The sequence below is a fragment of the Burkholderia sp. MSMB0856 genome (assembly GCF_001524645.2).
Lineage (GTDB): Bacteria > Pseudomonadota > Gammaproteobacteria > Burkholderiales > Burkholderiaceae > Burkholderia > Burkholderia diffusa.
This window is the reverse complement of record NZ_CP013429.1, coordinates 327,566-352,060: the sequence shown is the minus strand read 5'-3', so window position 1 is coordinate 352,060 and position 24,495 is coordinate 327,566. Positions and strand designations below refer to the sequence as shown.

General features: G+C 67.3%; 27 protein-coding genes. 5 read left to right on the top strand and 22 right to left on the bottom strand.

Annotated elements, in window-relative coordinates; all coding sequences use genetic code 11:
* The first annotated feature begins 159 nt into the window (after window positions 1–159).
* Complete coding sequence (locus WS87_RS30355) at window positions 160–1,917, top strand: SulP family inorganic anion transporter (protein WP_059816821.1); 1,758 nt, start codon at window positions 160–162, stop codon at window positions 1,915–1,917.
* A 90-nt stretch (window positions 1,918–2,007) separates the two neighbouring features.
* Here WS87_RS30355 and WS87_RS30350 read toward each other — a convergent pair whose 3' ends face one another.
* Both WS87_RS30350 and WS87_RS30345 read right to left on the bottom strand, forming a co-directional pair.
* Entirely contained in the window at window positions 2,008–2,247 is a 240-nt protein-coding gene (locus WS87_RS30350; protein ID WP_059816823.1) for a hypothetical protein, read from the bottom strand.
* A gap of 48 nt (window positions 2,248–2,295) precedes the next feature.
* Window positions 2,296–2,946 (bottom strand): BON domain-containing protein, encoded by a 651-nt coding sequence (locus WS87_RS30345; RefSeq protein ID WP_059452433.1) that lies wholly within the window; start codon window positions 2,944–2,946, stop codon window positions 2,296–2,298.
* 230 nt (window positions 2,947–3,176) lie between these two features.
* Here WS87_RS30345 and WS87_RS30340 point away from each other — a divergent pair, with 230 nt between their 5' ends.
* A complete protein-coding gene (locus WS87_RS30340) occupies window positions 3,177–3,842 on the top strand; it encodes a nitroreductase family protein (protein WP_059816830.1) in 666 nt (221 codons plus the stop codon).
* A gap of 105 nt (window positions 3,843–3,947) precedes the next feature.
* On the opposite strand, the gene WS87_RS30335 is transcribed toward WS87_RS30340, so the two are convergent.
* From WS87_RS30335 to WS87_RS30320, 4 genes are all read right to left on the bottom strand, one after another.
* On the bottom strand, window positions 3,948–4,382 hold the full coding sequence (locus tag WS87_RS30335) for an Hsp20/alpha crystallin family protein (protein ID WP_059452431.1): 435 nt from the start codon (window positions 4,380–4,382) through the stop codon (window positions 3,948–3,950).
* Between the two features lie 177 nt (window positions 4,383–4,559).
* On the bottom strand, window positions 4,560–4,835 hold the full coding sequence (locus WS87_RS30330; RefSeq protein ID WP_059452516.1) for a DUF1488 domain-containing protein: 276 nt from the start codon (window positions 4,833–4,835) through the stop codon (window positions 4,560–4,562).
* A gap of 41 nt (window positions 4,836–4,876) precedes the next feature.
* Window positions 4,877–5,350 carry a universal stress protein gene (locus WS87_RS30325; protein WP_059816831.1) on the bottom strand — a complete coding sequence of 158 codons (474 nt, stop codon included), beginning with the start codon at window positions 5,348–5,350 and terminating at the stop codon, window positions 4,877–4,879.
* 203 nt (window positions 5,351–5,553) lie between these two features.
* Window positions 5,554–5,994, bottom strand: coding sequence for a hypothetical protein (locus WS87_RS30320; protein ID WP_059816832.1), 441 nt, complete (start codon window positions 5,992–5,994; stop codon window positions 5,554–5,556).
* A 319-nt stretch (window positions 5,995–6,313) separates the two neighbouring features.
* On the opposite strand from WS87_RS30320, the gene WS87_RS30310 reads away from it, so the two are divergent.
* Window positions 6,314–7,906, top strand: a complete 1,593-nt coding sequence (locus tag WS87_RS30310) for a bifunctional aminoglycoside phosphotransferase/ATP-binding protein (RefSeq protein ID WP_059816833.1) — start codon at window positions 6,314–6,316, stop codon at window positions 7,904–7,906.
* A gap of 61 nt (window positions 7,907–7,967) precedes the next feature.
* Here the strand turns inward: WS87_RS30310 and WS87_RS30305 are convergent, their stop codons facing one another.
* The gene (locus WS87_RS30305; RefSeq protein WP_059817342.1) at window positions 7,968–8,417 is read right to left on the bottom strand and encodes a CBS domain-containing protein; all 450 of its coding nucleotides are present in this window, start codon (window positions 8,415–8,417) and stop codon (window positions 7,968–7,970) included.
* A 291-nt stretch (window positions 8,418–8,708) separates the two neighbouring features.
* Here WS87_RS30305 and WS87_RS30300 point away from each other — a divergent pair, with 291 nt between their 5' ends.
* Window positions 8,709–9,302 (top strand): rhomboid family intramembrane serine protease, encoded by a 594-nt coding sequence (locus tag WS87_RS30300; protein ID WP_059816834.1) that lies wholly within the window; start codon window positions 8,709–8,711, stop codon window positions 9,300–9,302.
* Window positions 9,303–9,333: 31 nt separating this feature from the next.
* Here WS87_RS30300 and WS87_RS30295 read toward each other — a convergent pair whose 3' ends face one another.
* The 13 genes from WS87_RS30295 to WS87_RS30235 all read right to left on the bottom strand — a co-directional run bounded on the left by WS87_RS30295 (window position 9,334) and on the right by WS87_RS30235 (window position 19,475).
* Window positions 9,334–9,798 (bottom strand): hypothetical protein, encoded by a 465-nt coding sequence (locus tag WS87_RS30295; protein WP_059452427.1) that lies wholly within the window; start codon window positions 9,796–9,798, stop codon window positions 9,334–9,336.
* A 153-nt stretch (window positions 9,799–9,951) separates the two neighbouring features.
* On the bottom strand, window positions 9,952–11,211 hold the full coding sequence (locus tag WS87_RS30290; RefSeq protein WP_059817343.1) for an ABC transporter ATP-binding protein: 1,260 nt from the start codon (window positions 11,209–11,211) through the stop codon (window positions 9,952–9,954).
* 119 nt (window positions 11,212–11,330) lie between these two features.
* On the bottom strand, window positions 11,331–13,064 hold the full coding sequence (locus tag WS87_RS30285; protein WP_059816836.1) for an ABC transporter permease: 1,734 nt from the start codon (window positions 13,062–13,064) through the stop codon (window positions 11,331–11,333).
* A gap of 198 nt (window positions 13,065–13,262) precedes the next feature.
* Window positions 13,263–14,222 carry a hypothetical protein gene (locus WS87_RS30280; protein ID WP_059816837.1) on the bottom strand — a complete coding sequence of 320 codons (960 nt, stop codon included), beginning with the start codon at window positions 14,220–14,222 and terminating at the stop codon, window positions 13,263–13,265.
* Window positions 14,209–14,364 carry a hypothetical protein gene (locus WS87_RS33785; protein ID WP_159085720.1) on the bottom strand — a complete coding sequence of 52 codons (156 nt, stop codon included), beginning with the start codon at window positions 14,362–14,364 and terminating at the stop codon, window positions 14,209–14,211. The genes WS87_RS30280 and WS87_RS33785 overlap by 14 nt, the downstream gene beginning before the upstream one ends.
* Entirely contained in the window at window positions 14,361–15,737 is a 1,377-nt protein-coding gene (locus tag WS87_RS30275) for a nicotinate phosphoribosyltransferase (protein WP_059817346.1), read from the bottom strand. The genes WS87_RS33785 and WS87_RS30275 overlap by 4 nt, the downstream gene beginning before the upstream one ends.
* Before the next feature lie 79 nt (window positions 15,738–15,816).
* Window positions 15,817–16,272, bottom strand: a complete 456-nt coding sequence (locus WS87_RS30270) for a hypothetical protein (protein WP_059817348.1) — start codon at window positions 16,270–16,272, stop codon at window positions 15,817–15,819.
* Between the two features lie 181 nt (window positions 16,273–16,453).
* Window positions 16,454–16,693, bottom strand: a complete 240-nt coding sequence (locus WS87_RS30265) for a hypothetical protein (RefSeq protein ID WP_059452422.1) — start codon at window positions 16,691–16,693, stop codon at window positions 16,454–16,456.
* Window positions 16,677–17,051 carry a hypothetical protein gene (locus WS87_RS30260; protein ID WP_236873302.1) on the bottom strand — a complete coding sequence of 125 codons (375 nt, stop codon included), beginning with the start codon at window positions 17,049–17,051 and terminating at the stop codon, window positions 16,677–16,679. Before WS87_RS30260 ends, WS87_RS30265 begins: the two co-directional genes overlap by 17 nt.
* 225 nt (window positions 17,052–17,276) lie before the next feature.
* Window positions 17,277–17,726: a CBS domain-containing protein gene (locus tag WS87_RS30255; RefSeq protein WP_059536698.1), complete on the bottom strand. Its 450-nt coding sequence runs from the start codon at window positions 17,724–17,726 to the stop codon at window positions 17,277–17,279.
* Between the two features lie 61 nt (window positions 17,727–17,787).
* Window positions 17,788–17,970, bottom strand: a complete 183-nt coding sequence (locus WS87_RS34730) for a BON domain-containing protein (RefSeq protein WP_442861419.1) — start codon at window positions 17,968–17,970, stop codon at window positions 17,788–17,790.
* Window positions 17,971–18,042: 72 nt separating this feature from the next.
* The gene (locus tag WS87_RS30245; protein WP_059816841.1) at window positions 18,043–18,450 is read right to left on the bottom strand and encodes a hypothetical protein; all 408 of its coding nucleotides are present in this window, start codon (window positions 18,448–18,450) and stop codon (window positions 18,043–18,045) included.
* A 503-nt stretch (window positions 18,451–18,953) separates the two neighbouring features.
* Entirely contained in the window at window positions 18,954–19,475 is a 522-nt protein-coding gene (locus WS87_RS30235; protein ID WP_059816843.1) for a flavodoxin family protein, read from the bottom strand.
* 145 nt (window positions 19,476–19,620) lie between these two features.
* Between WS87_RS30235 and phaZ the strand changes: the two genes are divergently transcribed.
* Window positions 19,621–20,835, top strand: coding sequence for a polyhydroxyalkanoate depolymerase (phaZ, locus tag WS87_RS30230; RefSeq protein ID WP_059816845.1), 1,215 nt, complete (start codon window positions 19,621–19,623; stop codon window positions 20,833–20,835).
* A 51-nt stretch (window positions 20,836–20,886) separates the two neighbouring features.
* On the opposite strand, the gene ppsA is transcribed toward phaZ, so the two are convergent.
* Together ppsA and WS87_RS30220 are read right to left on the bottom strand one after the other, a co-directional pair.
* Window positions 20,887–23,298 (bottom strand): phosphoenolpyruvate synthase, encoded by a 2,412-nt coding sequence (gene ppsA / locus WS87_RS30225; RefSeq protein ID WP_059816847.1) that lies wholly within the window; start codon window positions 23,296–23,298, stop codon window positions 20,887–20,889.
* Window positions 23,299–23,619: 321 nt separating this feature from the next.
* Entirely contained in the window at window positions 23,620–24,393 is a 774-nt protein-coding gene (locus WS87_RS30220; RefSeq protein WP_059816849.1) for a class I SAM-dependent methyltransferase, read from the bottom strand.
* Window positions 24,394–24,495: the final 102 nt, after the last annotated feature.

Sequence of the window (24,495 nt, the reverse complement as noted above, 5' to 3'; positions counted from 1 at the left end):
GGCGTCGTGGCGTCGAGCCTCGGTAGCCGTCGCCGGCGCGACGGCCCCTGTCGCTGCGCGGTTTCGCGCGTCCATGCGGGGGCTGCCACGTTCCGATGAGCGCCTGCCTGTCGGGGCACGGCAACCCTTTCACCCCGACCTTTCAGCGATGAAGCCGCGATGAACCGCCCGCTATCCGGACGGATCGTCCGCATGCTCCCGGGCGTCGCGCTGCTCACGCACTATCGGCACGCGTGGCTTTCTCGCGACCTCTACGCGGGGCTCGCGCTTTCGGCCGTCCTGGTGCCGGTCGGCATGAGCTACGCTCAGGCAGCCGGACTGCCCGCCATCACGGGCCTCTATGCGTCGATCGCAGCACTGCTCGCCTATGCGCTGCTCGGCCCGAGCCGGATCCTCGTTCTCGGCCCGGATTCCGCGCTGGCGGCCCTGATCGCGGGCGCCATCGCCCCGCTCGCCGCCCATGATCCGCAGCGCGCGATCGCGCTTTCCGGCGCGCTGGCGCTGTCCGCCGGCGCGATCTGCATCCTGCTCGGTGCGCTTGGCCTCGGCTTCGTCACCGATTTGCTGTCGCGCCCGATCCAGTACGGTTACCTGAACGGCATCGCGATCGCGCTCGTGGTCGGGCGACTGCCCGAACTGTTCGGCATGCCGGTGTCGGGCAGCGACGTGTTTTCCAGCGTGACGCGCATCGTGCATGCCTTCGTCGACGGCCGTTTTTCGATCGCGGCCGGTCTGCTCGGCGTCGCGGTGCTGGCGTCCATATTCCTGATCAAACGCGTGACGCCGCGCTGGCCCGCGATATTGATCGCCGTGCTGGCGGCCACGCTCGTCGCTCGCCTGTCGCCGTTGCACGGCGTCGCGACGGTCGGCGCGTTGCCGGCCGGCTTGCCTGTCCCGCGCCTGCCGGCCGTTTCGCTGGCCGACGTGGGCGCACTCGCATCCGGCGCGATCGCGGTGGCGCTGGTGTCGTTCGCCGACATCAGCATGCTGTCGCGCGCGCTTTCCGCACGGGCGGGCGACGCGCCGGACCGCAACCAGGAACTGATCGCACTGGGCGCGGCCAATCTGCTCGCCGGCGTGACGCAGGGCTGCGCGGTCAGCAGCAGCGCGTCCCGCACGCCGGTCGCGATCGCCGCGGGCGCGCAAAGCCAGGTCACGAATGTCGTCGCGGCCGCGTGCATCGCGATTCTGCTCGTTGCCGCGCCGATGCTGCTCACGTTCGTCCCGCGCACGGCACTGGCCGCGGTCGTGATCTATGCGGCGTTCGGCATCGCCGACGTGCGCGGCGTCGTGCGGCTATACCGGATGCGCCGCGGCGAATGCCTGATTTCGATGCTGTGTTTCGCCGGCGTGATCGCCATGGGCGTCGTGCCCGGTATCCTGCTGGCCAGCGCGCTGTCGCTGCTGTCGTTCGTCTGGCGGGCCTGGCATCCGTACGACGCGGTGCTGGGCCGGCTGACGGGCGTGCGCGGCTACCACGACGTCGCGCGGCATCCTGAAGCCGAGCAAACACCGGGGCTCGTGCTGTTTCGCTGGGATGCGCCGCTCTTCTATGCGAACGTCGAGATCTTCTGCGAGCATCTGGACGCCGCGATCGCACGAGCAGCGGGCCCGGTCACGCGCGTCGTGGTCGCCGCCGAGCCCGTCACCGACATCGACGTCAGCGCCGCGGATCGGCTCGTGGCGCTGCACGAGGAGCTTGGGGAGCGCGGCATCGCGATGAATTTCGCGGAGATGAAGGGGCCGGTGAAGGATCGCCTGCGCGCCTACGGTTTGTTCGACGTGTTCGGCGCGGCCAGCTTCTTTCCGACCGTGACCGACGCGGTTGCCCGTCACGTCCGGCGGCCGGAACAACATGCGCGTGCGTGCAAGAAAAAGCGTGCACGGCGTTGGCGCGTCTCGCACAAGACGCGGTAGACGACCGCGGCACGCATCGGCGCGGGGATCGCCGTACCGCTCATTGCGCGACGGGACCGATGCCTTCGTCGGTCTGCCCCGTCAACCGGTTCAGACCGTGAAGGTATTCGACTTCTTCATCTCGATCCACGTCATCCCGGCGCGCAGTGCGTCGATCGCGGCTTCGCGCTCGGTTGGATGCGTCCTGCCGTGCTCGAACGTCCGCTCGCAAATGCCGTCCGGCGATTTGAGCGTGACGTGGATCCGGCAGCGGAAGCCGCCGGATTCGGCCGCGACCGTTTCGATCGCGACCGACCAGTCCGCTTCGTGAAGTTCACCCGAAACTGTCATCCGATTGCCCTCCTGGTTCGCCGTGGACTGCCCATGCGGCTGCCGGACTTACTCGACCACCAGGTCGTCGACGACGGCACGCACGCCGCGCGCGGACCATGCTGCGCCGCGCACGGCCTTGCGCTCGGAGAACGAGCCGACCTTGCCGGACAGCCGCACGGTGCCGTCGTGCACGTCGATCGCGATGTGCTTCGCCTCGCGCTCCGCGTGACGCATGATCGCGCGCTTGATGTTCCCGCCGATGTCGTCCGCACCGACCGTCCCCTGCACCGCGATGTGGTCGGTCACGCCCGTCACGCTGCGCATCTGCGAGATCGCGCGCACGGCCAGGTGGCTCTGGTACGCCCAGTCGACCTTGCCGGACAACGTGATCCAGCCGCGTTCGACCTGCACCTTGACCGCGTCGTCATGCAGCCCGACCGTCCAGTGCAGCACCGAGCGCACCGCTTTGGCGATGTCCTCGTCGGTGCGCACGTCGTCGTCCGGCAGATGCACGGTCATGTCCACGACGAGCGCCTTCACACCGGCCACGCGGTTCGCCGCGCGCTCGATCGCCAGCTTCTCCGCATAGCTCGGCGGGTGCCCCGAAAGCGTCACGATCCGGTCGGTCACCTCGACACCGATGCGCGTCGAATCGATCGACGGGTCGGACTCCAGTTCGTCCTGGACATCCTGCTTCAACTGCTTGTCGGTTTTCATCGTCTGCTCTCCTGTGAGCCGCGGCGTGCCTGTTCGCCGCACGTAGCCAGATTTGCACAAGCGCGGCGGCCGGGCGCTGATGCAGGTCAACGGATGCCACGCGCCGCACGTCGTGGCCGGCCGGTGCGCCGCTTGACGGAAGTCAAGCCGTGACGGCCCGGCCGTCTTATCGTGAAATCGCCGATGCGCGACGTTCCAGGCACGCGCAATGACGCTTCAAGGAGACTCGAATGACCGAACAGCAGCTGTTGACCTATTCGCCGGCGCCCGTGATGCAGCCGGCGTCGCCCGAGGGCGATTCGCCGGCGATCGTCGACCTGCCGCGCCCGATGCTCGACAACGATGTGCCGCTGATGGCGGCGCTGGCGACTCGAATGAGCTCCCGCGAATTCGCCGCCACACCGCTCCCGCCGATGACGCTCGGCACGATGCTGTGGGCGGCCGACGGCATCAACCGCCCGGCGAGCGGCGGCCGGACGGCGCCGTCCGCGCACGCATTCAATGAAATCGACATCTACGTTGCGCTGCCCTACGGCGTCTATCGCTACGATGCGCCCGCGCATCGGCTCGTGCTGAAACACGCGGTCGATGCGCGCAACCTCACCGGCTATCAGGACTTCGTCGGCCGCGCGCCGCTGGATCTCGTCTACGTCGTCCGGACGGCCGCGATACTCGACATGCCGCCGCCGCAGCGCGACGTGTTCTCGGCGATCGCGGCGGGCGCCATCGCGCAGAACGTCTCGCTGTATTGCGCGGCGGCCGGCCTCGGAACGGTCGTGCGCGGCTGGATCAATCACCGCACGCTCGCCGACGCGTTGCGACTGAACGAGGACGAGCTGCCGATCCTCGCGCAGACGGTCGGCTATCGGCCCGGCAGTACGCCATCGCATGCGTGACGCGCAGATTCGATCGCGCCAACGACATGGCGCGCGGATCGCTCCGCGCGCCGGATCCTCCCGATGGGCGATGCGTGCCTGCATCGCCCATTGCCCGCCGTCCGATCAGCTGATCGTGAGTTTCTTCTGCCCGACCGGCGCCTTCTTCGGCAGCGTCAGCGACAGCACGCCATCCTGATACGTCGCCGTCGCGTTGGCATCGTCGATGTCGCCGGACAGCGAGAACGAACGGCTGATCGCACCGCTGTAGCGCTCGCGCCGGATCACGCGCTCGCCGTCCTTCTGTTCGCTTTTGCGCTCGATCTTCGCGTTGATCGAGACGGTATTTCCCGTCACCTGGACGTCGATGTCGTCCTTTGCGACGCCCGGCAGTTCCGCGTTGACGGTGTACGCCTTGTCGTTTTCGGTGACGTCGATCTTCATCGACGCAAGATCGGGCTCGTCTGCCAGCGCCATGCCGCGCAGCGGCCTGAACAGCCCCTGGAACAGGTCGGATACGGGTTCGATCGAAAACGGATCGTAACGCGTCATGTTGCTCATGGTTCGTACTCCTCATACGGTGACAGACGACCGGCGCTTTCGTCCCGACAGCATCGGCCGCAATGAAGATCGGATGGCGCGACACCACATGCCGCGCATGGGACGAATGATCTTGCGGAATCCAGCGTACCCGCACGCCCCGGCACGCGCTTGATGCGCGTCAAGGGCGGCGGCCGATCACGTACAGAACCGGAAATGACCGCTGTGCAGCAGGATCGGCCGTCCGCCGATTTCCTCGAGCAGGGAGCGGGCCGCGCGCTCGATGGCGGGACGATGGCGCGCGAAGGCGTCGACGAGATCTTGCTCACGAGGCGACGCCGCGCGGAAGTGATCTTCCAGCGCCGCCGATGTGATCGCGCAGCGCACGCGGCGCCCTTCGACGAGCGCCGGAAAACTCAGCGCGGAATCGAGGTCGCAATACGTCGGATGTTCGGAAGGAAACGATATCTGCATGATGATCACCTGGGCGGATGGCGCACTGGCCGGCAGCGACACTAGGCCACCGCGACCGTGGCGGGTGAGGCATCCTCGCCGCGCACGAGCAGGACCGGGCAACTCGATGCGCGAAGGAAGCGTTCGGCGACGCTGCCGAGCACCAGCCGCCGGACACCGCGCCGACCGTGCGTGCCGATCACGGCCAGATCGATCGCATGATCGACGACGTAGCGCTGCAGGCGCTCCGCGACGTCCTGGCCGAATTCGGTCTCGATGACTTCCGTCTCGCCGTTGACGGCCGCGCGCGAGATCGTCCGGTCGGCGTCTCGCAGGATCGCGGCGCCATGGCGCCGGATCTCGTCGAGCAAGGCTTCCGGCTCCATGCGGCCGCCGTAGACGAACAGCGTGGATTTGTCGACGACGAACACGGCAAACAGGCGGGCGCCGCATAACCTGGCCATCCTGAGACCTTCGTCGAGCGCCCGATTCGCCGAAGGACTGCCGTCCGTGGCAACCATGATATTCGTGTACATGCGAACCTCGCTGATGAACCGACGTGCCGGCGGCGTTCGGATTCGCTTCCATCATCGGTGCTTGCCGCGAGCAGGCGTTGACGGAGGTCAACGGTTCGGGGCCGCTACGAAACCGGCACGAGAAGAAACTGGCGGCCATTGGCCGGCATCCGGCCGACCCCGAAACGAGACGCCGCATTGCCAAGAACTGACGGCATTCGACGTTAGCTCGGCGGGTTCTCGTCCGACCGGAAACCTTGCTCGATATCGAGGATTTTCCGGGCGCACACATCGTATTGCCATCCCGGGCCGCCGTTGCTGTCATACATGCCCTTGCACATCGCCTTGAGCCGGATCACCGAGCCGCCGCCGCCCGATTCCGCGCGTGACGCCCAGAGATAGACCTCTCCTGCCAGATACGGCTGCGCCGTTTCGATCCGGTCCGTGCCGAGTCGCGTGACTCGGGTCGACGAATGATCCTGGACGTAGCGCCGCGTGCGGCTCCATGCCCGGTCGCATTCGGACGGCGTCGAGCACTGCAGCGTTGCGGCCTGACGCATCGCAAGCAGGCGCGTTTCCATCGTCCTGAAGGTCTCGGTTCGCTCTGCCCCGGCACATGCGCCCAGCGCGAGGAGCACGCTCATCGCCAACGCCCGTTGTTTCATCGTCAATGCCTCGCCAGGCCGTGAATGCCGCACATGGTTACGCGCGGCTTCGCGCCGACGCTGCAATCGACTGTATTGCCGCCCCGGCGAATGCGGTTGACCTGCATCAAGCGCCCTCTCGCGCGGCGCGCTTGACTGGCGTCAACTCGGAAAACGCCGTGGTCGGTTGCAATAAGATCCGTCGAGTCGGCCATTCCCGGCCTGCCAGCCGGATCAGGCGACATCGGGCAGACGAGAACGTGCAAGCTCGTCTCGAATCCAACCCGCCGGGTGCGGCAACGCTTTCATATGCGCGCCCCGTATAACCGATCCGTTCATCATGTCCCGAGCGCCGCATGTCCCGTTCGCGCTGCATCGCGGAAATGCACGACGAAAGTCGACGCAATTCGATCGCGCAATGCGCCGACCCGCCACCTATCCCCACCCCGCGGGCCGGATCGAGCGGATCGAAACCCATCTGTCCGTCGTTTATCTGGCCGGGCGCTATGCGTACAAGCGCATCAAGCCGGTGCACTTCGCCTTCGTCGATCTGATGCGGCCTGAAGAGCGGCGCCGCTGCGCGCTCGCGGAATGCACGCTCAATCGACCGTTCGCCGGCCCGTTGTACCTGGGTGTCTGGCCGCTCGTCGCGCACGGCCGGCGATGCGCGTTCGCCGCACCGGTGCCGACCGGCGGGCGCCGGCGCCGGCAGCAGACCGCGCCGGGCGAGTACGTGGTGCGCATGCGCCGGTTCGACGCACGGGCGATGTTGTCGGTTCGCAGCGCATCGCGCGACGACGGTTTGGCGGATGCCGATTCCCTCGCCGATACGCTGGCCCATCATCATCTGCACGCGCCGCGCGGCCATCCCGGCAGCGCGGCGAGCGTCGCGGCCCAGTGCCGGCCCTTGCTCGACACGCTCGACGTCGCGGTGCCGGACGAAGCGGCGCTGCGCGCCTGGTACGACGCCGAACTGACCCGCATCGCACCGCTGTTCGCCGATCGGCATGCGCGCGGTTTCGTGCGCGCGTGTCACGGCGACCTGCATCTCGAGAACATCGTGCGCTGGCGGAACCGAATCCTGATGTTCGACTGCATCGAATTCGACGACGCGCTGCGCTGGATCGACGTGGCGAGCGATCTCGCGTTCGCGCTGATGGATTTCTCCGCTCACGGACGCGCGGATTGCGCCCACCGCCTCCTTTCCGGCTGGCTGGCACGCACGGGCGACCATGCGGCACTGGGCGTGCTGCCGTGCTACTTCGTCTACCGTGCGCTGGTGCGCGCGCTGACCGCCCGGCTGCGCGGCGACGAAGCGGCGCGCGCCGGCTATCTGCGCGTTGCGTCGGCGATGGCCGACGCGCGACGCGATGCGCCGCCGGCGTTGCTCCTGTGTCACGGGGTTTCCGGGTCGGGCAAATCAGTGGCCAGCCGTGCGCTGGCCGCGCAACTCGGCGCGATCCGGTTGTCCAGCGACGTCGAGCGCAAGCGCCTGGCCGGTGCATCGACCGACACCCGCCTGTCCCCCGGCGCCTATTCGGAAACCGCGATCGACGAGATCTACGAACGGCTGCTTTCGGAGGCTCGCGTGGTTCTCGGCAGCGGCTACACGGCGATCGTCGACGCGACGTTCCTGCGCCAGCACAACCGGACGGCGTTCATCGCCCTCGCCGCGCGGCTCGGCGTACGCGTCGCGATGCTCGATTTCACCGCGAATCCGGCAACGCTCGCCGCGCGTGTCGCGGCCCGCGCGGCGCACGGACGCGATGCCTCCGATGCCGACACCGCCGTACTGGCCCGACAGATCGAGCATGCCGACCCGCTGACCGAAGCCGAAATGGCGATCGCGATTCGTTTCGACACCGATTGCGATGCCTCGGCGTACGAAAGCCGCGCGTTCTGGGCGCCGTTGCTCGCCACGCTGCGCACGTAAGCGCGCGGAGCGCATGCTTCAAGCAAGCGGGCCGGCCGCGCCGGGCGCCGGCCCCGCAACGTCACGCGCGGAAACGCTGCTCCTCGACCTGCTGCAGCTTGCCGACTTCCACGACGCCGCCGAGCAACCCAGCGAGATGCTCGACGATATCGTCGAGCGTTACGATGCCGGCGAGGCGGCCTGCATCGTCGACGACCGGCAGTCTCCGAATGCCCGAGCGGCGCATCTCCTCGAGCGCGACGCCGATCTCGTCCGTGTCGGATACGACGACGAGGCCCCTCGACATGATCTGGCCGGCTGTCACGTCGCCCGGATCGTCGCCGCGTGCCATGACCTCGATCACCAGGTCGCGGTCGGTCACCAGGCCGATCGGAATGGCTTCGCCATTGCGGTACTCGATCACGACGATGTCGCCGACATGCGCGTGCCGCATGCGATCGGCGAGTTCAAACGCACTGCAGTCGACCGTGCACGATTCGACCGGTTGGGTACTGATTCTTCCGATGTGCATGATGAGGCTCCCGTTGCCCTTCGCGTGGACGATACGCATGCGCAGCGCCCTGCGCGCAACACATGTTTCCCGAGTTCAGGGTAAGCGCGGCGCCCCGGGCAGGGTTGACGCACGTCAACCTGCTGCTCGCCGTCGTGGCCGACAACGCGCGGACGGCAACGCGGCGACCGTCCATGATCTGTCTCAACGGCCACGCACGTGCCACCGCTAACGTGACGGTATGTCGTGCAATTCGATTCCGGCCGCACCGCTGGCCGGCAACGCCACATCCGTCCCGCGGATTCCATCGCCATGACCTACGCATTGATTCTGGTGAACTTCGCCGTGTTCATCGCCGAGGCGAGCGGCTGGCCGGTGCTCATCGACCTGTTCGCGCTATGGCCGCCCGCACGACCGGACGCGCCGGCGACACCGGATTTCCACGTCTGGCAGTTGCTGACCTACAGCGTGCTGCATGCCAGCCTCGCCCATATCGCGTTCAACATGTTCGGGCTCTACATGTTCGGACGCGACGTCGAACGCGTGCTCGGGCGCGCGCGCTTTCTCGCGCTCTATCTGGCGAGCGTGCTGGCCGGCGCGATCACGCAGCTCGCGGTGATCCGGGCTCTGCCGCCCAGCGACGCACCGACCGTCGGTGCGTCGGCCGGCGTTTTCGGTGCGCTGATCGCCTACGCCGTGCTGTTTCCGAAACGGCGCGTCGTGCTGCTGTTTCCGCCGGTGCCGATGCCCGCCTGGCTCTTCGCGACCGGCTATGCGTTGACAGAATTGCTGTCCGGCCTCAGCGGCGACACGAGCGGCGTCGCGCATTTCGCCCATCTCGGCGGAATGCTCGGCGCCCTCGTGTGCCTCGCCTTCTGGCGAACACGCGCGGACGAGCGCGCGTGACGCCTGGTCCCGCCGATGGCGGGCACGGTCGCTAGATGCTGAGATATCCCTGGAACAGCCACGGCGGGCCGGTTCTCTCGCCTGTCGCGCGACCGCTCGCAGCGGGCACGCAGACGCCCGAGAAACCGGGCGATCCGTCCTGCCAGAACGACGGCACGAAGGAGAATTCGCCGTTGACCGTCACGACGAAGTCGCGATTGAACTGCGACGGCGCAAAAATCGTTACCTCGTGGAAGAACGACGCGGCCTCGTCGTGCGCCGTGCTGCGCGCGGCAAGCAGCCCCCTGGAGTCATAGCGCGCCGGCAGCGTGTAGATCTTCCCGCCACGCTCGACCGCTTCCGCCGGCGTGAACACGAGTTCCACCCCCGGGTACGGCAAACGGTAAGGCTCGCGACAGATCGGGCCGTCGGGCCCGAGCGCGAGCGGCGGATGAGCCCAGAGCGAAAGCGACAGCGGGCTCGTGCGCTGGGCGAAGTATTCGGAAAGCCAGTTCATGGTCAGTCCTCCCGTGAACGGTCATTGACGTCGAGTTGCGGAGCGTGTCTGCCGGATCGACGCGGTTGCGTCGACGGTTCGTCCAGCGTCGCACGCCCCGCCGCGCGACGCTTGATGCCGATCAAGCACGCGATCGACATGCGCCCCGAATGGTCAGCGGCCGAACGTGCGGGTATGGTCGTCGTAGTCGAACAGTCCCGCGTAGCGGCCCCAGTCGGTCACGACCCGCAGCGCCTGCTCCGCGCTGCGCGGATCGAGATGATCCTCGAGTTCGAGCTCGAAACGCGCGCGCGGTGCACGATGCCCTTCGCGCTCGCCCAGCACTTCGTCGATATGTTCGGCGAGCGGCACGAACCGGACGACATGCTCGCGAAACAGACGCCGCCGGGCATCGTCGTCGCTTTGCGCGAACACGTGGCCCGCGGCACTCAGCCGGATGCTCCGGTCGTGCCATTCGGCAAACGCGAGCAGATGGAGCGCGGCCGCCGTCGAATACAGCGCGTCGGTCCGGAGCGCGAGCGCCGATGCAATCGTGCCGAGCTCCGCATGACCGTCGTATGGCGCGGCCGCGAGCGTGTCGATGAATCCGGCGAGATGGTGGCTCGACACGTCGGGCAGCTTCATGGCCAACGCACTGCCCGTCGCTTCCCGGCCTGCCGCCGCGTCGGTGATGCGTGCGGTGAGCGTCGCATAGATCCGGCCGACGATCGCCTGAACGGCCGGATCGTGCCGACTGCGCGGACGCGGCAACGGCACGCTCAGCGTCGCCTCGATGTGCGCCGGACCGGCGCCGAGCACCAGGATGCGATCGCACATCAGCACAGCTTCCTCGATGTTGTGCGTCACCATCAGCACCGACCGGATCGACAACTGGTGTGCGTCCCACAGGTCGAGAAAATCCGTGCGCAGCGTTTCCGCGGTCAGCACGTCGAGCGCCGAGAACGGCTCGTCCATCAACATCAGCACGGGTTCGCTGACGAGCGCGCGGGCGAAACCGACCCGCTGACGCATGCCGCCCGACAGTTCGCGGGGAAACGCCGATTCGAACCCGTCGAGACCGATCAGCTCGATCGCGGCGGCCGCGCGTGCGCGTGCGTCGCCTGGCGCGAGTCCCAGCGCGTCGAGGCCGAGCTCGACGTTTTCGATGACGGTCAGCCACGGGTACAGCGCGAAGGTCTGGAACACCACCGCGATGCCGTCGGTCGGGCCGGCGAGCGGCGCACCGCGATACGTCACCGCGCCGGACGACGGCTTGACGAGCCCGCCGGCGATTCTCAACAGCGTGGACTTGCCCGAGCCGGAGCGGCCCAGCAGCCCGAGGATCTCGCCCTCGTGCAGCGCGAGATCGATATCGGCCAGCACGTGCAGCGGCTCGCCGGACGGCTTCGTGAACGATTTGCATACGGCCCGCATCTCGAGCACGACCGCCGCCGGGTCCGAAGGCGGTGCGGCCGCGCTCGCGACATTTCCTTCCGTGTATTCGCTGAGGTTCGGCACACGGGTCTCCCGTGAGTAAATGATCGGTTGAGGGCTCAATCGAGCCGCGTGCGGCGCTCCGCGAACGCGTACATCGGGCGCCACACGAGCCGATTGGTCGCGATCACGAGCAGCGACATCACGGCGACGCCGAGCGCGATGCGCGGATAGTCGCCGGCGTCGGTCATCCGCGCGATGTAGGCGCCGAGTCCGCCGGCATCCAGGCGCGTGCTGCCCCAGCTCACGGCCTCGGCGACGATGCTCGCGTTCCATGCGCCGCCCGACGCGGTAATCGCGCCCGTCACGAAATACGGCAGGACGCCCGGCAGCATCACGTGTCGCCACCAGGTCGCTGGCCGCACGCGGAAGCATGCGGCCGCTTCGCGCAGGTCGGCCGGAAACGCGCTCGCACCGGCGATCACGTTGAACAGGACATACCATTGCGCGCCCAATATCATCAGCGGGCACAGCCAGATGTCGGGTTCGAGCCGCAGGCGCACGATCGCGAACACCGCGACCGGAAACAGCAGGTTCGCAGGAAACGCGGCAAGGAACTGCGTGACGGGCTGGATGCGGGCGGCCACGCCTGGCCGTAGGCCGATCGCGATGCCGATCGGCACCCAGATCGCCGATGCGAGCGTGACCAGCACGGTCACGCGCACGAACGTGAGCCCGCCTTCGGTTGCGACGACGCGCAGGTCCGTCCAGGTGAGCGTCGCGCGTCCGAGCCGGAACAGTTCGTAGGCCGCGTACGCGCACCCCGCGCCGCACAGCGCGAACCAGAGCACGTCGCCCGTGTGTCGCGGCAGCGCGACCCGGTCGCGCCATCCCGACATGAACCCGCGCAGCCGCGCGCGCGCCGCTCGACGCAGCACCGCGCGGATCGGGCCGGCCGCACGGCCGATCCATCGCGACCGGTGGAACAGGTCGAGCATCCAGCTGCGCGACGCGACCGTGGGCGCGGCATCGCCATAGCGGAACCGTTCCGACCATGCGACCAGCGGCCTGAACAGCAACTGGTCGTACAGGACGATCGCGACGCTCATCGCGACGATCGCCCAGCCCACGGCAGCGAGGTCGCGATTCGCGATCGCCTGCGCGACGTAGGCGCCGACGCCCGGCAGGTCGACGTGCAGGTTGCCGACCGCGATCGCCTCGGACGCGACCACGAAAAACCAGCCGCCCGACATCGACATCATCGCGTTCCAGACGAGCCCCGGCATCGCGAACGGCACGTCGAGGCGCCAGAAGCGCTGCCACGCGGACAGCCGGAAGCTGCGGCTGGCCTCGTCGAGATCGAGCGGCACCGTGCGCAGCGCCTGATAGAAGCTGAACGTCATGTTCCAGGCCTGGCTGGTGAAGATCGCGAAGATCGCCGCGCACTCGGCGCCGAGGATCCGCCCGGGAAACAGCGACAGGAAGAACAGCACCGTAAACGATAGGTAGCCGAGGATCGGCACCGACTGCAACACGTCGAGCAGCGGGATCAGCACGCGCTCGGCGCGACGGCTGCGCGCCGCCGCGGTCGCGTAGACGAACGTGAAGACGATCGACGCGAGCAGTGCCGCGAACATGCGCGCGACGGTGCGCAGCGTGTAGCCGGGCAGCGCCATGGGCGACAGCGAAATGGCCGGGGGATGCGCCACCGCGAGCGGGCCGGCCATCTGGTGCGCCGAGATGCCGGCCAGCAACAGGAAACCGACCACGATCAGCATCGCGGCGAGATCCCGCCAGCCCGGCACGGGCAGCGTCCAGCGCCCGCCCCGCAATACCTCCGCATGGTGCTCCACGACGCCTCTCCCGCCGATGATGGCGGTTCATCTTCCCGGGCGGGACGGCCGGCACGCTTGACCTGCGTCAACCGCCCTGCAATGCGTGGCGCCACGATTGCAGCGAGTCCTGCCGCGCAACGGCCACCGTTCAGGAGCATCCCGATGACACCCGTTCCGGCCACGCCGTACCGCACCGACGAGCGCGCCTGCGTCGGCTCACGCGGCGGGGTACGCGTTCGCGAGCGCCTCGACGAACGCGTCGAGGCGCTCCGGCGCGAGCCGGTTGATGCCGGCCGCCCCTTCCCGGCCGCCACCCTCCGGAAATGCGCGACAAAGACGATCGGCGCCGTACGGTGCGGCGACGGGCGCGCGAACGCTGACGGTGTACCCACCGAAGGGCGACAACGTCAGCACCGCGTGAGCGCGTGCCGCGTCACCACGCGCGAGCCGATTTGCGAAAACGCCGCGCACGCGACGCGCCCAGCGCGCGTCGGGGAGGATATAGACGTCCGCCCCTGGCAGCGCGATGTTCGCGCGCTGCCGCTCCGCACGCGCGATATCGCGTCGCCGGTTGGCGTCGAGCCGCCGCGCGAGGGGCGACCTCGCGAACTCGAGCGGGTTCGCATACTGCCGCACCGCCGCATACACGGCCAGCGGCGCCATGAAGAGATCGTCCGGGTAATCGCCGTAACCGTTGTAGTTGACGGATTCGCCGAGCACCTGCAGACGGTAGGCATCGGCATCCGTCAGGCCGCAGGCGGCGGCGAGCCTGCCGGCCACGCCGACGAGATTGTCGCCATAGGCACCGACCACCGCCCAGAGCCGCTGCCGTCCCGCCAGGTACCGGTCGACGATGACGCTCGTACAGGTGTCAGGCGCCGTGTCGATATGCGCGCGAAGGTGTGGATGCGCGGGTATGGTGCCGGGCATGTGGTGATCGAAATAGTCGACGTCGACCCCGCGCGCCAGCAGCACATCGAGTGCCGCGCGGTTCGCGTCGAGCGACACGTCCAGGACGGTGACGATGTCGCCTCCGGTGGCCGGCACGCGCGCGAGCAGCGCGATGTCGCGCTTGGGCCCCGTCACGAGCACCGACTCGGCCGGCATCTCAAGCCGGAGTTGCTGAAGCGAACATATGCCGTCCGCGTCACCGTTGAACACGTCAAAGCGCGTCATGATTCGCGACGCCCGATAACTGCATGAATCGAGGTAGCCATGCCATGGAACGACTCCCTTTCAGCGAACGAGGCTTGCGCAACGCCGCCACCTTGTCGCTCAGCGTGATCGCGCGGCCGGCCGGGATTCGTGCATCGTTCATGCCGCTTGCTGCCCCGCGTGCGCGTCCAGCCTCGCATTCTCCTGCGCGACGAGTGCCGCCAGCGCCGGAGAAATCGCCGGCTGCAGCGGCATGACGGGCGCCAGCGTCTGCATCGGATCGGGCAGCGTGGACAGTTCGCGCATTGCGTGAATGCGGCTCTCGCCGAGCGTGGGGGCCGCGAGTCGTGCCCCTCCGATCATGACGGGCTGCAACAGCGGGGTTCCGTCGAGTTGCTCGCCGTCGAGTCCGAGGCTGTCGGCGGCAATTCGTCCGTCCGGGCCGTATTGCCGAAACACCTGCTTGCGGCCGGGCAGCGTCGCCTTGCCCTCCGAGCGTTTGCAGCGCGCCCGGCCCGCATATTCGACGAGCTTGTACGCGCAGTCGAGGCACGGCGCGTCCGCCGATGTGCTCATCTGCGTGCCGATTCCGAAACCGTCGATCGGCGCATGCTGGTGGACGAGCTCCCGCAGCCGGAATTCGTCGAGATTGCCGCTCGCGAAAATCGTCGCGTCCGTCAGGCCGCCGTGGTCGAGAATCGCGCGCACGTTGCGCGCGTGCGCCGCCAGGTCGCCGCTGTCGATCCGGACGCCCTTGATGCGCACGTTGTCGGGCGCAAGCCGCCGCGCCAGTTCAACGACCTTGTGTGCCGCGTGTTCCGTATCGTATGTGTCGATCAGCAGCAACGCGTTGTCCGGTTGTGATCGCGCGAAATGTTCGAACGCGAGCGCTTCGTCGTCGTGCGCCTGGACGTATGAATGCGCCATCGTGCCGTACACGGGAATGTCGTAGCGCAGCCCCGCGAGCAGCGTCGCCGTGCCGCAGAATCCCGCCAGGTAGCTGGCCCGCGCGGACAGCATCGCCGCCTCCGAGCCATGCGCGCGCCGCATGCCGAAGTCGACCAGCAACCTGCCATGCGCGACGAGCGTGGCGCGTGCGGCCTTGCTGGCAACCAGCGTCGCGTAATGGAGCAGGTTCATCACGCGGCTCTCGACGAACTGCGCCTCGCGAAGCGGCGCCGTGATCCGCAGGATCGGTTCGTCGGCGAAGAACACGGTGCCTTCCGGCATCGCGTCGACGGTGCCCGTGAAACGGAGGCCGGCGAGCGACGCGAGGAAATCGGCTCGCAAGCGCCCGGTCGCGGCCAGGCGCTCAAGGCCACCGGCCGTAAAGCGCAGACGCTCCAGATAGTCGAGCACGGACGCCAGTCCCGCCGCCATCAGGAATGCCCGATGCTCGGGCAGCGCCCGTACGAAGAACTCGAAGCTGGCCGTGTCGTTCATTCCGGCATCGAACGCGGCCTGCATCATCGTCAGTTCATACCAATCCGTCAGCAGCACGTCGTCGACGTCAGCGTCCGGCCAGGATCCGTTCATCATGTGCCCTCCCGCGTCGCTCGCGCGCAATCGTGCAGCCTGTAGCCGGCCACTGCGATGCGGACAAGCGTCGCTTCCGTCATTGCGGCGCGGGGCCCGGGGTCGACGGAACCGCGGTCCACACGCCATTGCACGACGCGACATACGGATAGTATCCGCGCGGGTCGTTGCAGTAGTACCACGCGCGTGCCGGCGGTAGCCGCGCCGGGGTCGGCGGCGGCCGCTGAACGACGATCGCAGGCGGAATGTAGGTCGGATACGGATACATCGGTTCAGGATAGATGTACCAGTAGCCGTCGACGATCCACCACCACGCGTAGCGCCCGCCGTGCCAGTCCTGAACCCATCGACCGCGCTGCCACCGCGTACGCTCCCTCGGCGCGAAATGGCGAAAGTCCCGCCCGTGGAAATCCCTGCCGTGGAAATCGTGGCGGGGCACATGGCGCGCATGCTGCGCATGTGCCGGCTGCGTCGGCACGCAGCACGCGGCCGCGCACACGACGAGCAAGCGGCATGCGCGTCTGAGCCTGTTCATGGTCGTCATTCTTCGCGGAGATGCGATCCATCGTATTGAGGCCGCGCCGCGCGGCTTTGACCGGGATCAACGCATGCCCGCGGCCCGGCGGGACGCCGGCGACGCGGTATTGGCAGGCTTCAGGTCATGCCGTGCTCGCCGGTTCGCATGCGGCGTGGATGACGGTGAATAACGCCGTCCGTCAGTACGTGAACGTGTCCGATTTCTTCATCTCGACCCACGTCATTCCGCTTCGCAGTCCCTCCAGCGCGGCCTCGCGCTCGGTCGCGAATACCCGGTGATGCGGGAAGACATGCTCGCACTTGCAGTCAGGTGAGCGCACCGTCACGTGGACACGGCAGCGGTACCCGCCGGTCTCAACGCCAACCGTTTCGATCGCCACGGTCCAGTCCGCCTCGTTCAATTCACCGGAAATCGTCATGATTACCCCTTTCCTCGCCGGGCGAGCGCATGCCGCTCCCATCATCGGTCGCGCCACGCCGCGAGCCGCGACGGCGATATCCGGCCCGCCGCCTGAAGAGCCATATCGGGCCGGCGACGAGGCCCATGATCGCCGCCCACAACAGAAGCACGTAGCCGAACAATTGCCAGAATTCGCCGACCCGCTGCTGCAGGATCCATGTGCGGTACGACGCGACGTCACTCGCGGCATCCGGATACGACGCGCGATAAATGAACAGCGGCAGGCAGACGTCCTGTTCGGGGATCGGTGTCGTCAGCATCGATCCGGCCGGCCGGGCACCCACGCGCCCGCATTCCGGCGCGGTCATGCCGGCCACGACACCGGTGCTTACCGGATGGTCGTGGATCGCGCCGAGCCACGTCGTCGCGCTCGACAGCAGCAGGCAGAGACCGATTGCGCCGAGCCACCGGCGCATCCGGTTGCGCGGGTCGGTATGCCGGCCGCGTGTCATGGATTCGCGCGCGTCCGGAGGGCGCGTCGCACCGACATCGAGACCGCCGCTGCGCCATGCGCGGCGCGACGGAAGCTGGAATCGACCGGATCAGCCACGCTGCTTCTCCTCGAAATACGGCTGGCGGGCCGCCACGAGCCGCAACTCGTCGAGCAGCGCCGCGGCCGCGCGCAGCAGATCGTCGAGCGAGACGATGCCGACCAGTTCGCCGTCGCCGCCGACGACCGGCAATCGACGGACGCCGTGCTGACGCATCCGCTTCGCGAGCAGCCAGATGTCGTCGTCGACGTTCGCGGTCGCGACGGGCGCCGACATGATGTCACCGACGAACAACGAGCCGGCCTGCGCATCGGGGCTGACCACCGTCAGCACGATGTCGCGATCGGTCACCACACCGACCGGTACGCATCGCCCCTCCTGTTCGCGCACGACGATCAGATCGCCGGCGTGCGCGTCGCGCATCATTTCAGCCGCCTCGACGACGGTTGCTTGTGCCGAACACGTGGCAACATCGCGGGTACAGAGCATCGCGGCATTCATGTTCGTTCTCCCGGCCGGGGCGAGGCGGACCATCGATCGATGTCCGCCGCCGCCCGAACCATCATGCAACGGTAAGTTGATCGACCACGTCGCGCACGCCCGGCGCCGACCATGCGGCATCGAAGGCAAGCCGCCGTTCGCCCAGCGAGCCGACCTGGCCGGTCAACGTCACGATGCGTTCGTGCGCTTCCACGCCGATGCGCACCACGTCGATCGACGGGTCCCGCTCGCTGTCGCCAGTCATGGCCATCGACTCCGATGCGCAATCGATGAAAGCAACGGTAATTCCCGCGGCGCCGCGTGGAATTGATACAGGTCAGCGCACGGCGTGGTGCACCATCCCGGCCGAGGCCTCCGCCGCGATCGTGCGACACGCAATCGTGACGTCGACATTGCGCCCTCGCCTGGCGCGATCGCGTGTGGCGAGCCGCAACACCATCTGACGGCCGTCGGCCGACAGGCGGGCAGCCGCTTCCGCAAGCGGCGCCGCATCCAGCCGAACGAGACCGCGATCGACGAGGCAGCGCAGGTCGGCGGGGTCGCCCTGCGGGCGCATCGGCTCGCTGGCGAGCACCATCAGGATCGCGATTTCGTGGGGGCTCAGCAGCCGGTCGCCATCGGCGTCGATCGGCTGCTGCAGGTGAGGCACGACTGCAGGCAGTGCCGATGCTTCGGAACGGGAAATGATCTGGCGATTCGACGTGTTCGTGAACAAGAGGGGCATGTTGATGTCCGTATCATGAACGTGAAGACGCAGACGGCACGGGGCATGTCGATCGTGGTCGAGTTCGACATGCGAGAACGTCGATATTCGCTCCTGCCGGGCAATCGATCTTGATGCAGGTCATCCTGCAGGCGCGCGAGCAATCGAAACGGTCGCTGATTCGTCTGACCCAATGCCATCGAGGTACCGACGCGCTCACGGCGCGAGACCAGGCCGGATTGCTGCCCGGTTTTTCATGTGGAATTTTTCGTTCACCCGGTGCGGCACGATCTCGTTCAATCCGGCACTGCGAATCATTTTCTTCAATCGTTGTTGCTCGACGAGCCGCTCGATCGCGATGCGCTCGCCGAGCCCGTGTGCGCGTGGCTGTTCGCAGACAATCCTGGGGGCTGGACACGGTATGTCGCGTCGCTCGGCGCCGGGATCCCGTGGTTCGGCCAGGGCGTGGGACCGGCATCGACGTCAGCGCGGCACTCACTTCGCCGGTCGTGTGACGTTGCCCGTTACGCGCTCATGCGCCGTTCGCGGTCGGCAAGCCGGTGAGCGATCGACCGTGCGAAATGGGCGAGCTTCCCGGCGGCCAGGCCGCGACCGATATCGCGCCCGGAAATCGCGCACGTCGCGATCGGCGTCTGCCGCGCCAGCGCCTGCATCTGCCCGAATGCTGTCAGGTCGCCGCGCTGGCCCATCGTGCAGAAGAATGCGGTCGCGCGCAGTTCGCTCCCGTGCCGCGCGAGCCAGGTCGAAACCGGCGTCGATGCACGACCCGCCCAGACCGGCGTGCCAATCACGACCACATCGTATGCGGACGGCGAACAGGCCGTCGGCCGGAGGTCCGCGGCACGATCGCGGATTACGTCTGCGAGCGAACGCAGGAAGCCGACGGCCCCCGCCCGCCGCCGATCGTCGACTTCCTGAAGCCGATCGCAATCCGCGTCGAGTTCCGTGGCAAGCCGGCGTGCAATCGCCGCCGTCGTTTCACTGCGCGAGTAGAAGACGACGAGCATGCGTCGAGACGTGTCCATGTTCCGCTCCGTGCATCCGTCCGGGATCCGTAGACCAGCTTATGCACCGCCGATCGGGGCGACGCTGATGCAGGTCAAACCGTCGCGGCACGATCGGGTGACAGTAGGCTTGTTCGAATTTCCCGCGATTTTCCGCCCATGCGCCATGTGGTATGACCTGATCGAACAGCAACGGCAATGGTTGCGAACGTGGGACGCGGCGGCGCGCTTCACGTGCGGTCTTTGGCCCGATGCCGCGTCGTCCTGCTACGCCGACCTGTTCGAACCCCTGCTCGACCTGCATGCCGATGCACCACGGTTCGCCATCGATTCGATCGACGTGGACGGCCGTCGCATCGACGTCGACGAAACGATCGTCGCGCACACGCCGTTTTGCACGCTGCGCCGCTTCTCGCACGCAGGTGCGCGACGCGTGATCCTGCTTTGCGTGCCGCTGGCCGGCCATGCGGCCGTGATGATGCGGGAGACGGTCGAGACGCTGCTTGTCGACGGCGACGTGTGCATCACCGACTGGATCGATGCGCGCGATGTGCCGTGCGACGCGGGCCGATTCGGCCTCGACGAATATGTGTCGATGCTCGACCGCTTCATCGATACCCTGCTGGCGGACGCGCGCCCGGTGCACGTCGTCGCGGTCTGTCAGGCGACGTTTCCGTCGCTTGGCGCCATCGCGCTGCGCGCGCAACGCGACGCCGCGCTGCCGGCGAGCCTGACGTTGATCGGCGGCCCGCTCGATGCCCGCATCAATCCGAGTGCGCTCGGAACCGCGGCCCGCTCGCATTCGCTCGACTGGTGTCGCGCCACGCTGATCGATACGGTGCCGCATGGCTTCGCCGGATGCGGGCGACAGGTGTTTCCGGCCTATCTGCAGCGCGCCGAGATCGCGCTCACCTACCCGCAACACTACATGGCGCTCGTCAATGGCTATCGGCAAGCGGTGTCGAGCGGCGACGCCGACGCACTCGCAACCGCCCGCCGGGCGCTACGCGAATACCTGACGCTTCTCGATATGCCGGCCGAATACTTCCTCGATACGGTCGACATCGTTTTCCAGCGCGCATGCCTGGCAAATCGAACGTGGCACGTCCACGGCCAGCGGGTCGAGCCCGCCGCATTGCGCTCGATCGGGTTGCTGACCGTCGAAGGCAAATGCGATGCCGTCACCGGTGCCGGCCAGACTCATGCCGCGCTGGCGATGTGCAGCGGTCTCGCAGCGAATGCGCGGCAACGCGTCGACATCGACGATTGCGACCACTACGGACTCTTTACCGGCGATCACTGGCGCACCGACGTGCATCCAGTACTGCAAGCGGCGTTCGCCCGCGCCGAACACGGCCGGGCGCGCTCGTGCGCGGCGTGATGCGCCGTCCGCCTGGCCCGGTATGATCGTCGAACAACCATCCGACACCGTTCATTCCGGCGACGCACGCTCGCCTGGCGCAGCGTTTTCCGCGGCGGCCACGCGCCGCTTGACCGCAATGAAGCTGTCGGGGCTGACGGAAATCGAATCGATGCCGCACGCGACGAGAAAATCGGCGAATTCCGGATGATCGCTCGGCGCCTGGCCGCACAGGCCAACCTTGGCCCCGGCGTTGCGGGCGGACTCGATCACGCGGGCGATCATCCACTTCACGGCTTCGTTCTGTTCGTCGAACAACCCGGCCAGTTCCGCCGAATCGCGGTCCACGCCGAGCGTCAATTGGGTCAGATCGTTGCTTCCGATCGAGAAGCCGTCGAAGCGCTGCGCAAACTGGCTCGCCAGAATGACGTTCGACGGGATTTCGCACATCACGTAGATCTGCAATCCGTCTTCGCCGCGCTTCAGGCCGTTGGCGGCCAGGACCTCGAGCACGCGGTCCGCCTCGTCGAGCGTCCGGCAGAACGGGATCATCACGACCACGTTCCTGAATCCCATGTCGTTTCGCAGCCGCGCGATCGCCCGGCATTCGAGCGCGAATCCGTCACGGTAGCGCGGCGAATAGTAGCGTGACGCGCCGCGAAATCCGAGCATCGGATTCTCTTCCCGCGGTTCGAACTGCGCGCCACCGACCAGATGCGCATACTCGTTCGTCTTGAAGTCGCTCATGCGCACGATCACCGGCGCGGGATGACAGACCGCCGCGATACGCGCGAGGCCGTGCGCCAGCCGGTCGACGAAATAGTTCGACGGGTCGTCGTACCCCGACGTCAGGGCAGCGATCTCGCGCTTCGCATGCGCGTCGGTCAGCGCATCGTAGTGGACCAGCGCCATCGGGTGAACCTTGATATGGTTGCTGATCACGAACTCCATGCGCGCGAGCCCGATTCCGTCGGCGGGCAGTCGCCACCATCTGAACGCCGCGGCCGGATTCGCGAGATTCAGCATGACCTGCGTGCGGGTGGCCGGCAGATCGGTCAGGTCGATCGCCTCCACGTGGTATTGCGCGATGCCTTCGTACACGAACCCGGCCTCGCCTTCCGCGCACGATACCGTCACTTCCTGCTGATCGTGCAGCATGCGGGTCGCGTTACCGGTACCGACGATGGCCGGCAATCCCAGTTCGCGGCTCACGATCGCTGCATGCGACGTGCGGCCGCCATGATCGGTGACGATCGCCGCGGCGCGGCGCATCACGGGCAGCCAGTCGGGATCGGTCGTGTGCGTCACCAGTACCGCGCCGTCGACGAATCGCCCCATGTCGTGCGGACTGTCGATCACGCACACGCTGCCAGCCGCGATCGCCTCGCCGACACTGACGCCGGTGAGCAGCTTGCGGCCGGTCTGGCCAAGGCGATAGGTCTTGATGGCGCTGGCTTCGCGCCGGGACTGCACCGTTTCGGGACGTGCCTGCACGACGAACAGTTCGCCGCTTACGCCGTCCTTTGCCCACTCGATATCCATCGGCTGCCCATAGTGCGCCTCGATCGCGCAGGCCCACTTCGCAAGCGCCAGGATGTCGCGGTCCGCCAGCACGAAAGTGGCACGCTCGGCTTTCGAGGTCGGCACGTTGCGGGTCGGTGCATGCTCGTCGCGCGCATAGATCAGCTTGCATGCCTTGCCGCCGAGCGTCTTGCCGATGACGGGCGTGCACGCCGGATCGCCGAGCAATGGCTTGAACACCTCGTATTCGTCGGGGTCGACGGTGCCCTGCACGACATTCTCGCCAAGCCCCCACGCCGCGCTGATCAGCACCACCTTGTCGAATCCGGTTTCCGTGTCGAGCGAAAACATCACGCCGGACGCGCCGAGGTCCGAACGCACCATCCGCTGCACGCCGACCGACAGCGCGACGCGCAGGTGATCGAAGCCCTTTTCTTCGCGGTAGGCGATCGCGCGGTCGGTGAACAGCGACGCATAGCACCGGCGGCACGCCGCGAGCAGCGCATGTTCGCCGCGCACGTTCAGGTAGGTTTCCTGCTGGCCCGCGAAGCTCGCGTCGGGAAGATCCTCGGCGGTCGCGCTCGAGCGCACGGCGACATCGACGTCGTCTCCGCCGGCCTGTCGGCACAGTTGCCGATACGCGTCGCGGATCGCGTCAGCGATGTCGTCGGGCCAGTCTCCGTGGAGGATCGCCTGCCGGATCGACGCACCGGCGTCGGCGAGCGCAATCTTGCGTGCGCCGAACGCCTCGAGCGTGTTGCCGATGACTTGCCTCAATCCGTTCGCATCGATGAATCGCCAGTACGCATCCGCGGTCGACGCGAACCCGGGTGGCACGCATACGCCGTGTGCAGACAGGTTGCCGATCAATTCGCCCAGCGATGCGTTCTTGCCGCCGACGCGTGCCACGTCGCCGCGCCGCAGGTCGTCGAACCAGACGACGTGTGCTTTCCCGTGATCCATGACGAGCCCTCCGATGGTCGCGGCCGAGTGACATGCGACAGGCGCGGTCCGGCATTTGGCCGGCGCGGTCGGCCGAACACGGTCATCGTGGCCCGACACTTCAGCCTCTCTCGTGACCTGCATCAAGAACGGAGGCCGACGCGCGAACGGCGCTGCGTCGCCGGGCGGATTCGCACTGAAAGCCGCGAACCAGGTCGGTTTCACGCCTGCGGGGCCAGGTGCGTCGGTGCGGATATCCGGCTCGCGACGAGGGTTCGCTACCGGAGCAATGGCGTCACGGAATCCTGGCGCCCGATGACGCGGGTGACCGAGCCACCCGCCTCACTGAAAGAACTTCGAAAGCCACCCCGGCGCCGCCGCACGATCGAAAACCACGTGCAGTTCCGGGCTGAACGAACCGAATTCGAGCCCGTGCTGCGTCGCCAGCAGCGTCAGCGCCTGGCTCGTATAGAACGAAATATGCCCGTTGCGCGGCACGCAATACCACCATTGCTCGATCCCGCGCGCAAGGATCTCCGGCGTGATCAGGGACGTCTGAAACAGCAGTGCGCCGGCATGCCCCCTGTACCGGATGATGTCGGCGAACAGGCTTCGGGGATCCGGATGATGCTCGAAGACTTCGAACGACAGGATCGCATCGAACTGCCCCTGCGGCGCGACGGGATGGCTGAACGGATCGTACGAGATCACATCCGCGAACCCGCGCGCGGACAGCTTTTTTTCCAGCAGCCCGAGCCCCGAGCCGAAATCGAGAATGCGGTTCTCCCGCATCGACGGAAAGCTCGTGCAGATCAGGTCGGCGTGCTGCTGCGGACGATGCTCGAGATACTCCGGATCGTGGCGCGCGTAGTCGTCGTTGTACACGTGACGCGCGAAATCGTCGTGCGTCCAGTGGTCGAAGGCCGGCGTACACGTGAAGCCGCACTGCCTGCACGCGTAGTAGTAGATCGGCACGCCGACGAACGGATCGACTTTTTTCCCGGCAATCATGTCCGCGCCGCAACGCGAGAAATCGACCACGCCGCAAATTTCTGCGTCGGCACCGCACACCTTGCAGGCGATCGTCGCCGGATGGTTGGTCAGATGTTCAATCATGTTGCAGTCCCCTGGTTGGTTTCAAGCGCGCCGGCCGGCCGCGAAATTGATTGGCAATACTTCGCGACTGCACGCGCGCTGTCGAATCGAATTCGGATCGGG

Excerpts from the sequence above, each read along its gene's own strand:
- WS87_RS30255 (WP_059536698.1), bottom strand. The coding sequence starts at position 17,726 with ATGAATGCCGCGATGCTCTGTACCCGCGATGTTGCCACGTGTTCGGCA.
- WS87_RS30305 (WP_059817342.1), bottom strand. The coding sequence starts at position 8,417 with ATGCACATCGGAAGAATCAGTACCCAACCGGTCGAATCGTGCACGGTC.
- WS87_RS30330 (WP_059452516.1), bottom strand. The coding sequence starts at position 4,835 with ATGCAGATATCGTTTCCTTCCGAACATCCGACGTATTGCGACCTCGAT.
- WS87_RS34730 (WP_442861419.1), bottom strand. The coding sequence starts at position 17,970 with ATGACTGGCGACAGCGAGCGGGACCCGTCGATCGACGTGGTGCGCATC.
- WS87_RS30340 (WP_059816830.1), top strand. The coding sequence starts at position 3,177 with ATGACCGAACAGCAGCTGTTGACCTATTCGCCGGCGCCCGTGATGCAG.
- WS87_RS30245 (WP_059816841.1), bottom strand. The coding sequence starts at position 18,450 with ATGCCCCTCTTGTTCACGAACACGTCGAATCGCCAGATCATTTCCCGT.
- WS87_RS30295 (WP_059452427.1), bottom strand. The coding sequence starts at position 9,798 with ATGAACTGGCTTTCCGAATACTTCGCCCAGCGCACGAGCCCGCTGTCG.
- WS87_RS30325 (WP_059816831.1), bottom strand. The coding sequence starts at position 5,350 with ATGTACACGAATATCATGGTTGCCACGGACGGCAGTCCTTCGGCGAAT.
- WS87_RS30355 (WP_059816821.1), top strand. The coding sequence starts at position 160 with ATGAACCGCCCGCTATCCGGACGGATCGTCCGCATGCTCCCGGGCGTC.
- WS87_RS30300 (WP_059816834.1), top strand. The coding sequence starts at position 8,709 with ATGACCTACGCATTGATTCTGGTGAACTTCGCCGTGTTCATCGCCGAG.
- WS87_RS30280 (WP_059816837.1), bottom strand. The coding sequence starts at position 14,222 with ATGACGCGCTTTGACGTGTTCAACGGTGACGCGGACGGCATATGTTCG.
- WS87_RS30310 (WP_059816833.1), top strand. The coding sequence starts at position 6,314 with ATGTCCCGAGCGCCGCATGTCCCGTTCGCGCTGCATCGCGGAAATGCA.
- WS87_RS30350 (WP_059816823.1), bottom strand. The coding sequence starts at position 2,247 with ATGACAGTTTCGGGTGAACTTCACGAAGCGGACTGGTCGGTCGCGATC.
- WS87_RS30345 (WP_059452433.1), bottom strand. The coding sequence starts at position 2,946 with ATGAAAACCGACAAGCAGTTGAAGCAGGATGTCCAGGACGAACTGGAG.
- phaZ (WP_059816845.1), top strand. The coding sequence starts at position 19,621 with ATGTGGTATGACCTGATCGAACAGCAACGGCAATGGTTGCGAACGTGG.
- WS87_RS33785 (WP_159085720.1), bottom strand. The coding sequence starts at position 14,364 with ATGAACGATGCACGAATCCCGGCCGGCCGCGCGATCACGCTGAGCGAC.
- WS87_RS30220 (WP_059816849.1), bottom strand. The coding sequence starts at position 24,393 with ATGATTGAACATCTGACCAACCATCCGGCGACGATCGCCTGCAAGGTG.
- WS87_RS30270 (WP_059817348.1), bottom strand. The coding sequence starts at position 16,272 with ATGAACAGGCTCAGACGCGCATGCCGCTTGCTCGTCGTGTGCGCGGCC.
- ppsA (WP_059816847.1), bottom strand. The coding sequence starts at position 23,298 with ATGGATCACGGGAAAGCACACGTCGTCTGGTTCGACGACCTGCGGCGC.
- WS87_RS30290 (WP_059817343.1), bottom strand. The coding sequence starts at position 11,211 with ATGCGGGCCGTATGCAAATCGTTCACGAAGCCGTCCGGCGAGCCGCTG.
- WS87_RS30320 (WP_059816832.1), bottom strand. The coding sequence starts at position 5,994 with ATGAAACAACGGGCGTTGGCGATGAGCGTGCTCCTCGCGCTGGGCGCA.
- WS87_RS30265 (WP_059452422.1), bottom strand. The coding sequence starts at position 16,693 with ATGACGATTTCCGGTGAATTGAACGAGGCGGACTGGACCGTGGCGATC.
- WS87_RS30335 (WP_059452431.1), bottom strand. The coding sequence starts at position 4,382 with ATGAGCAACATGACGCGTTACGATCCGTTTTCGATCGAACCCGTATCC.
- WS87_RS30235 (WP_059816843.1), bottom strand. The coding sequence starts at position 19,475 with ATGGACACGTCTCGACGCATGCTCGTCGTCTTCTACTCGCGCAGTGAA.
- WS87_RS30275 (WP_059817346.1), bottom strand. The coding sequence starts at position 15,737 with ATGAACGGATCCTGGCCGGACGCTGACGTCGACGACGTGCTGCTGACG.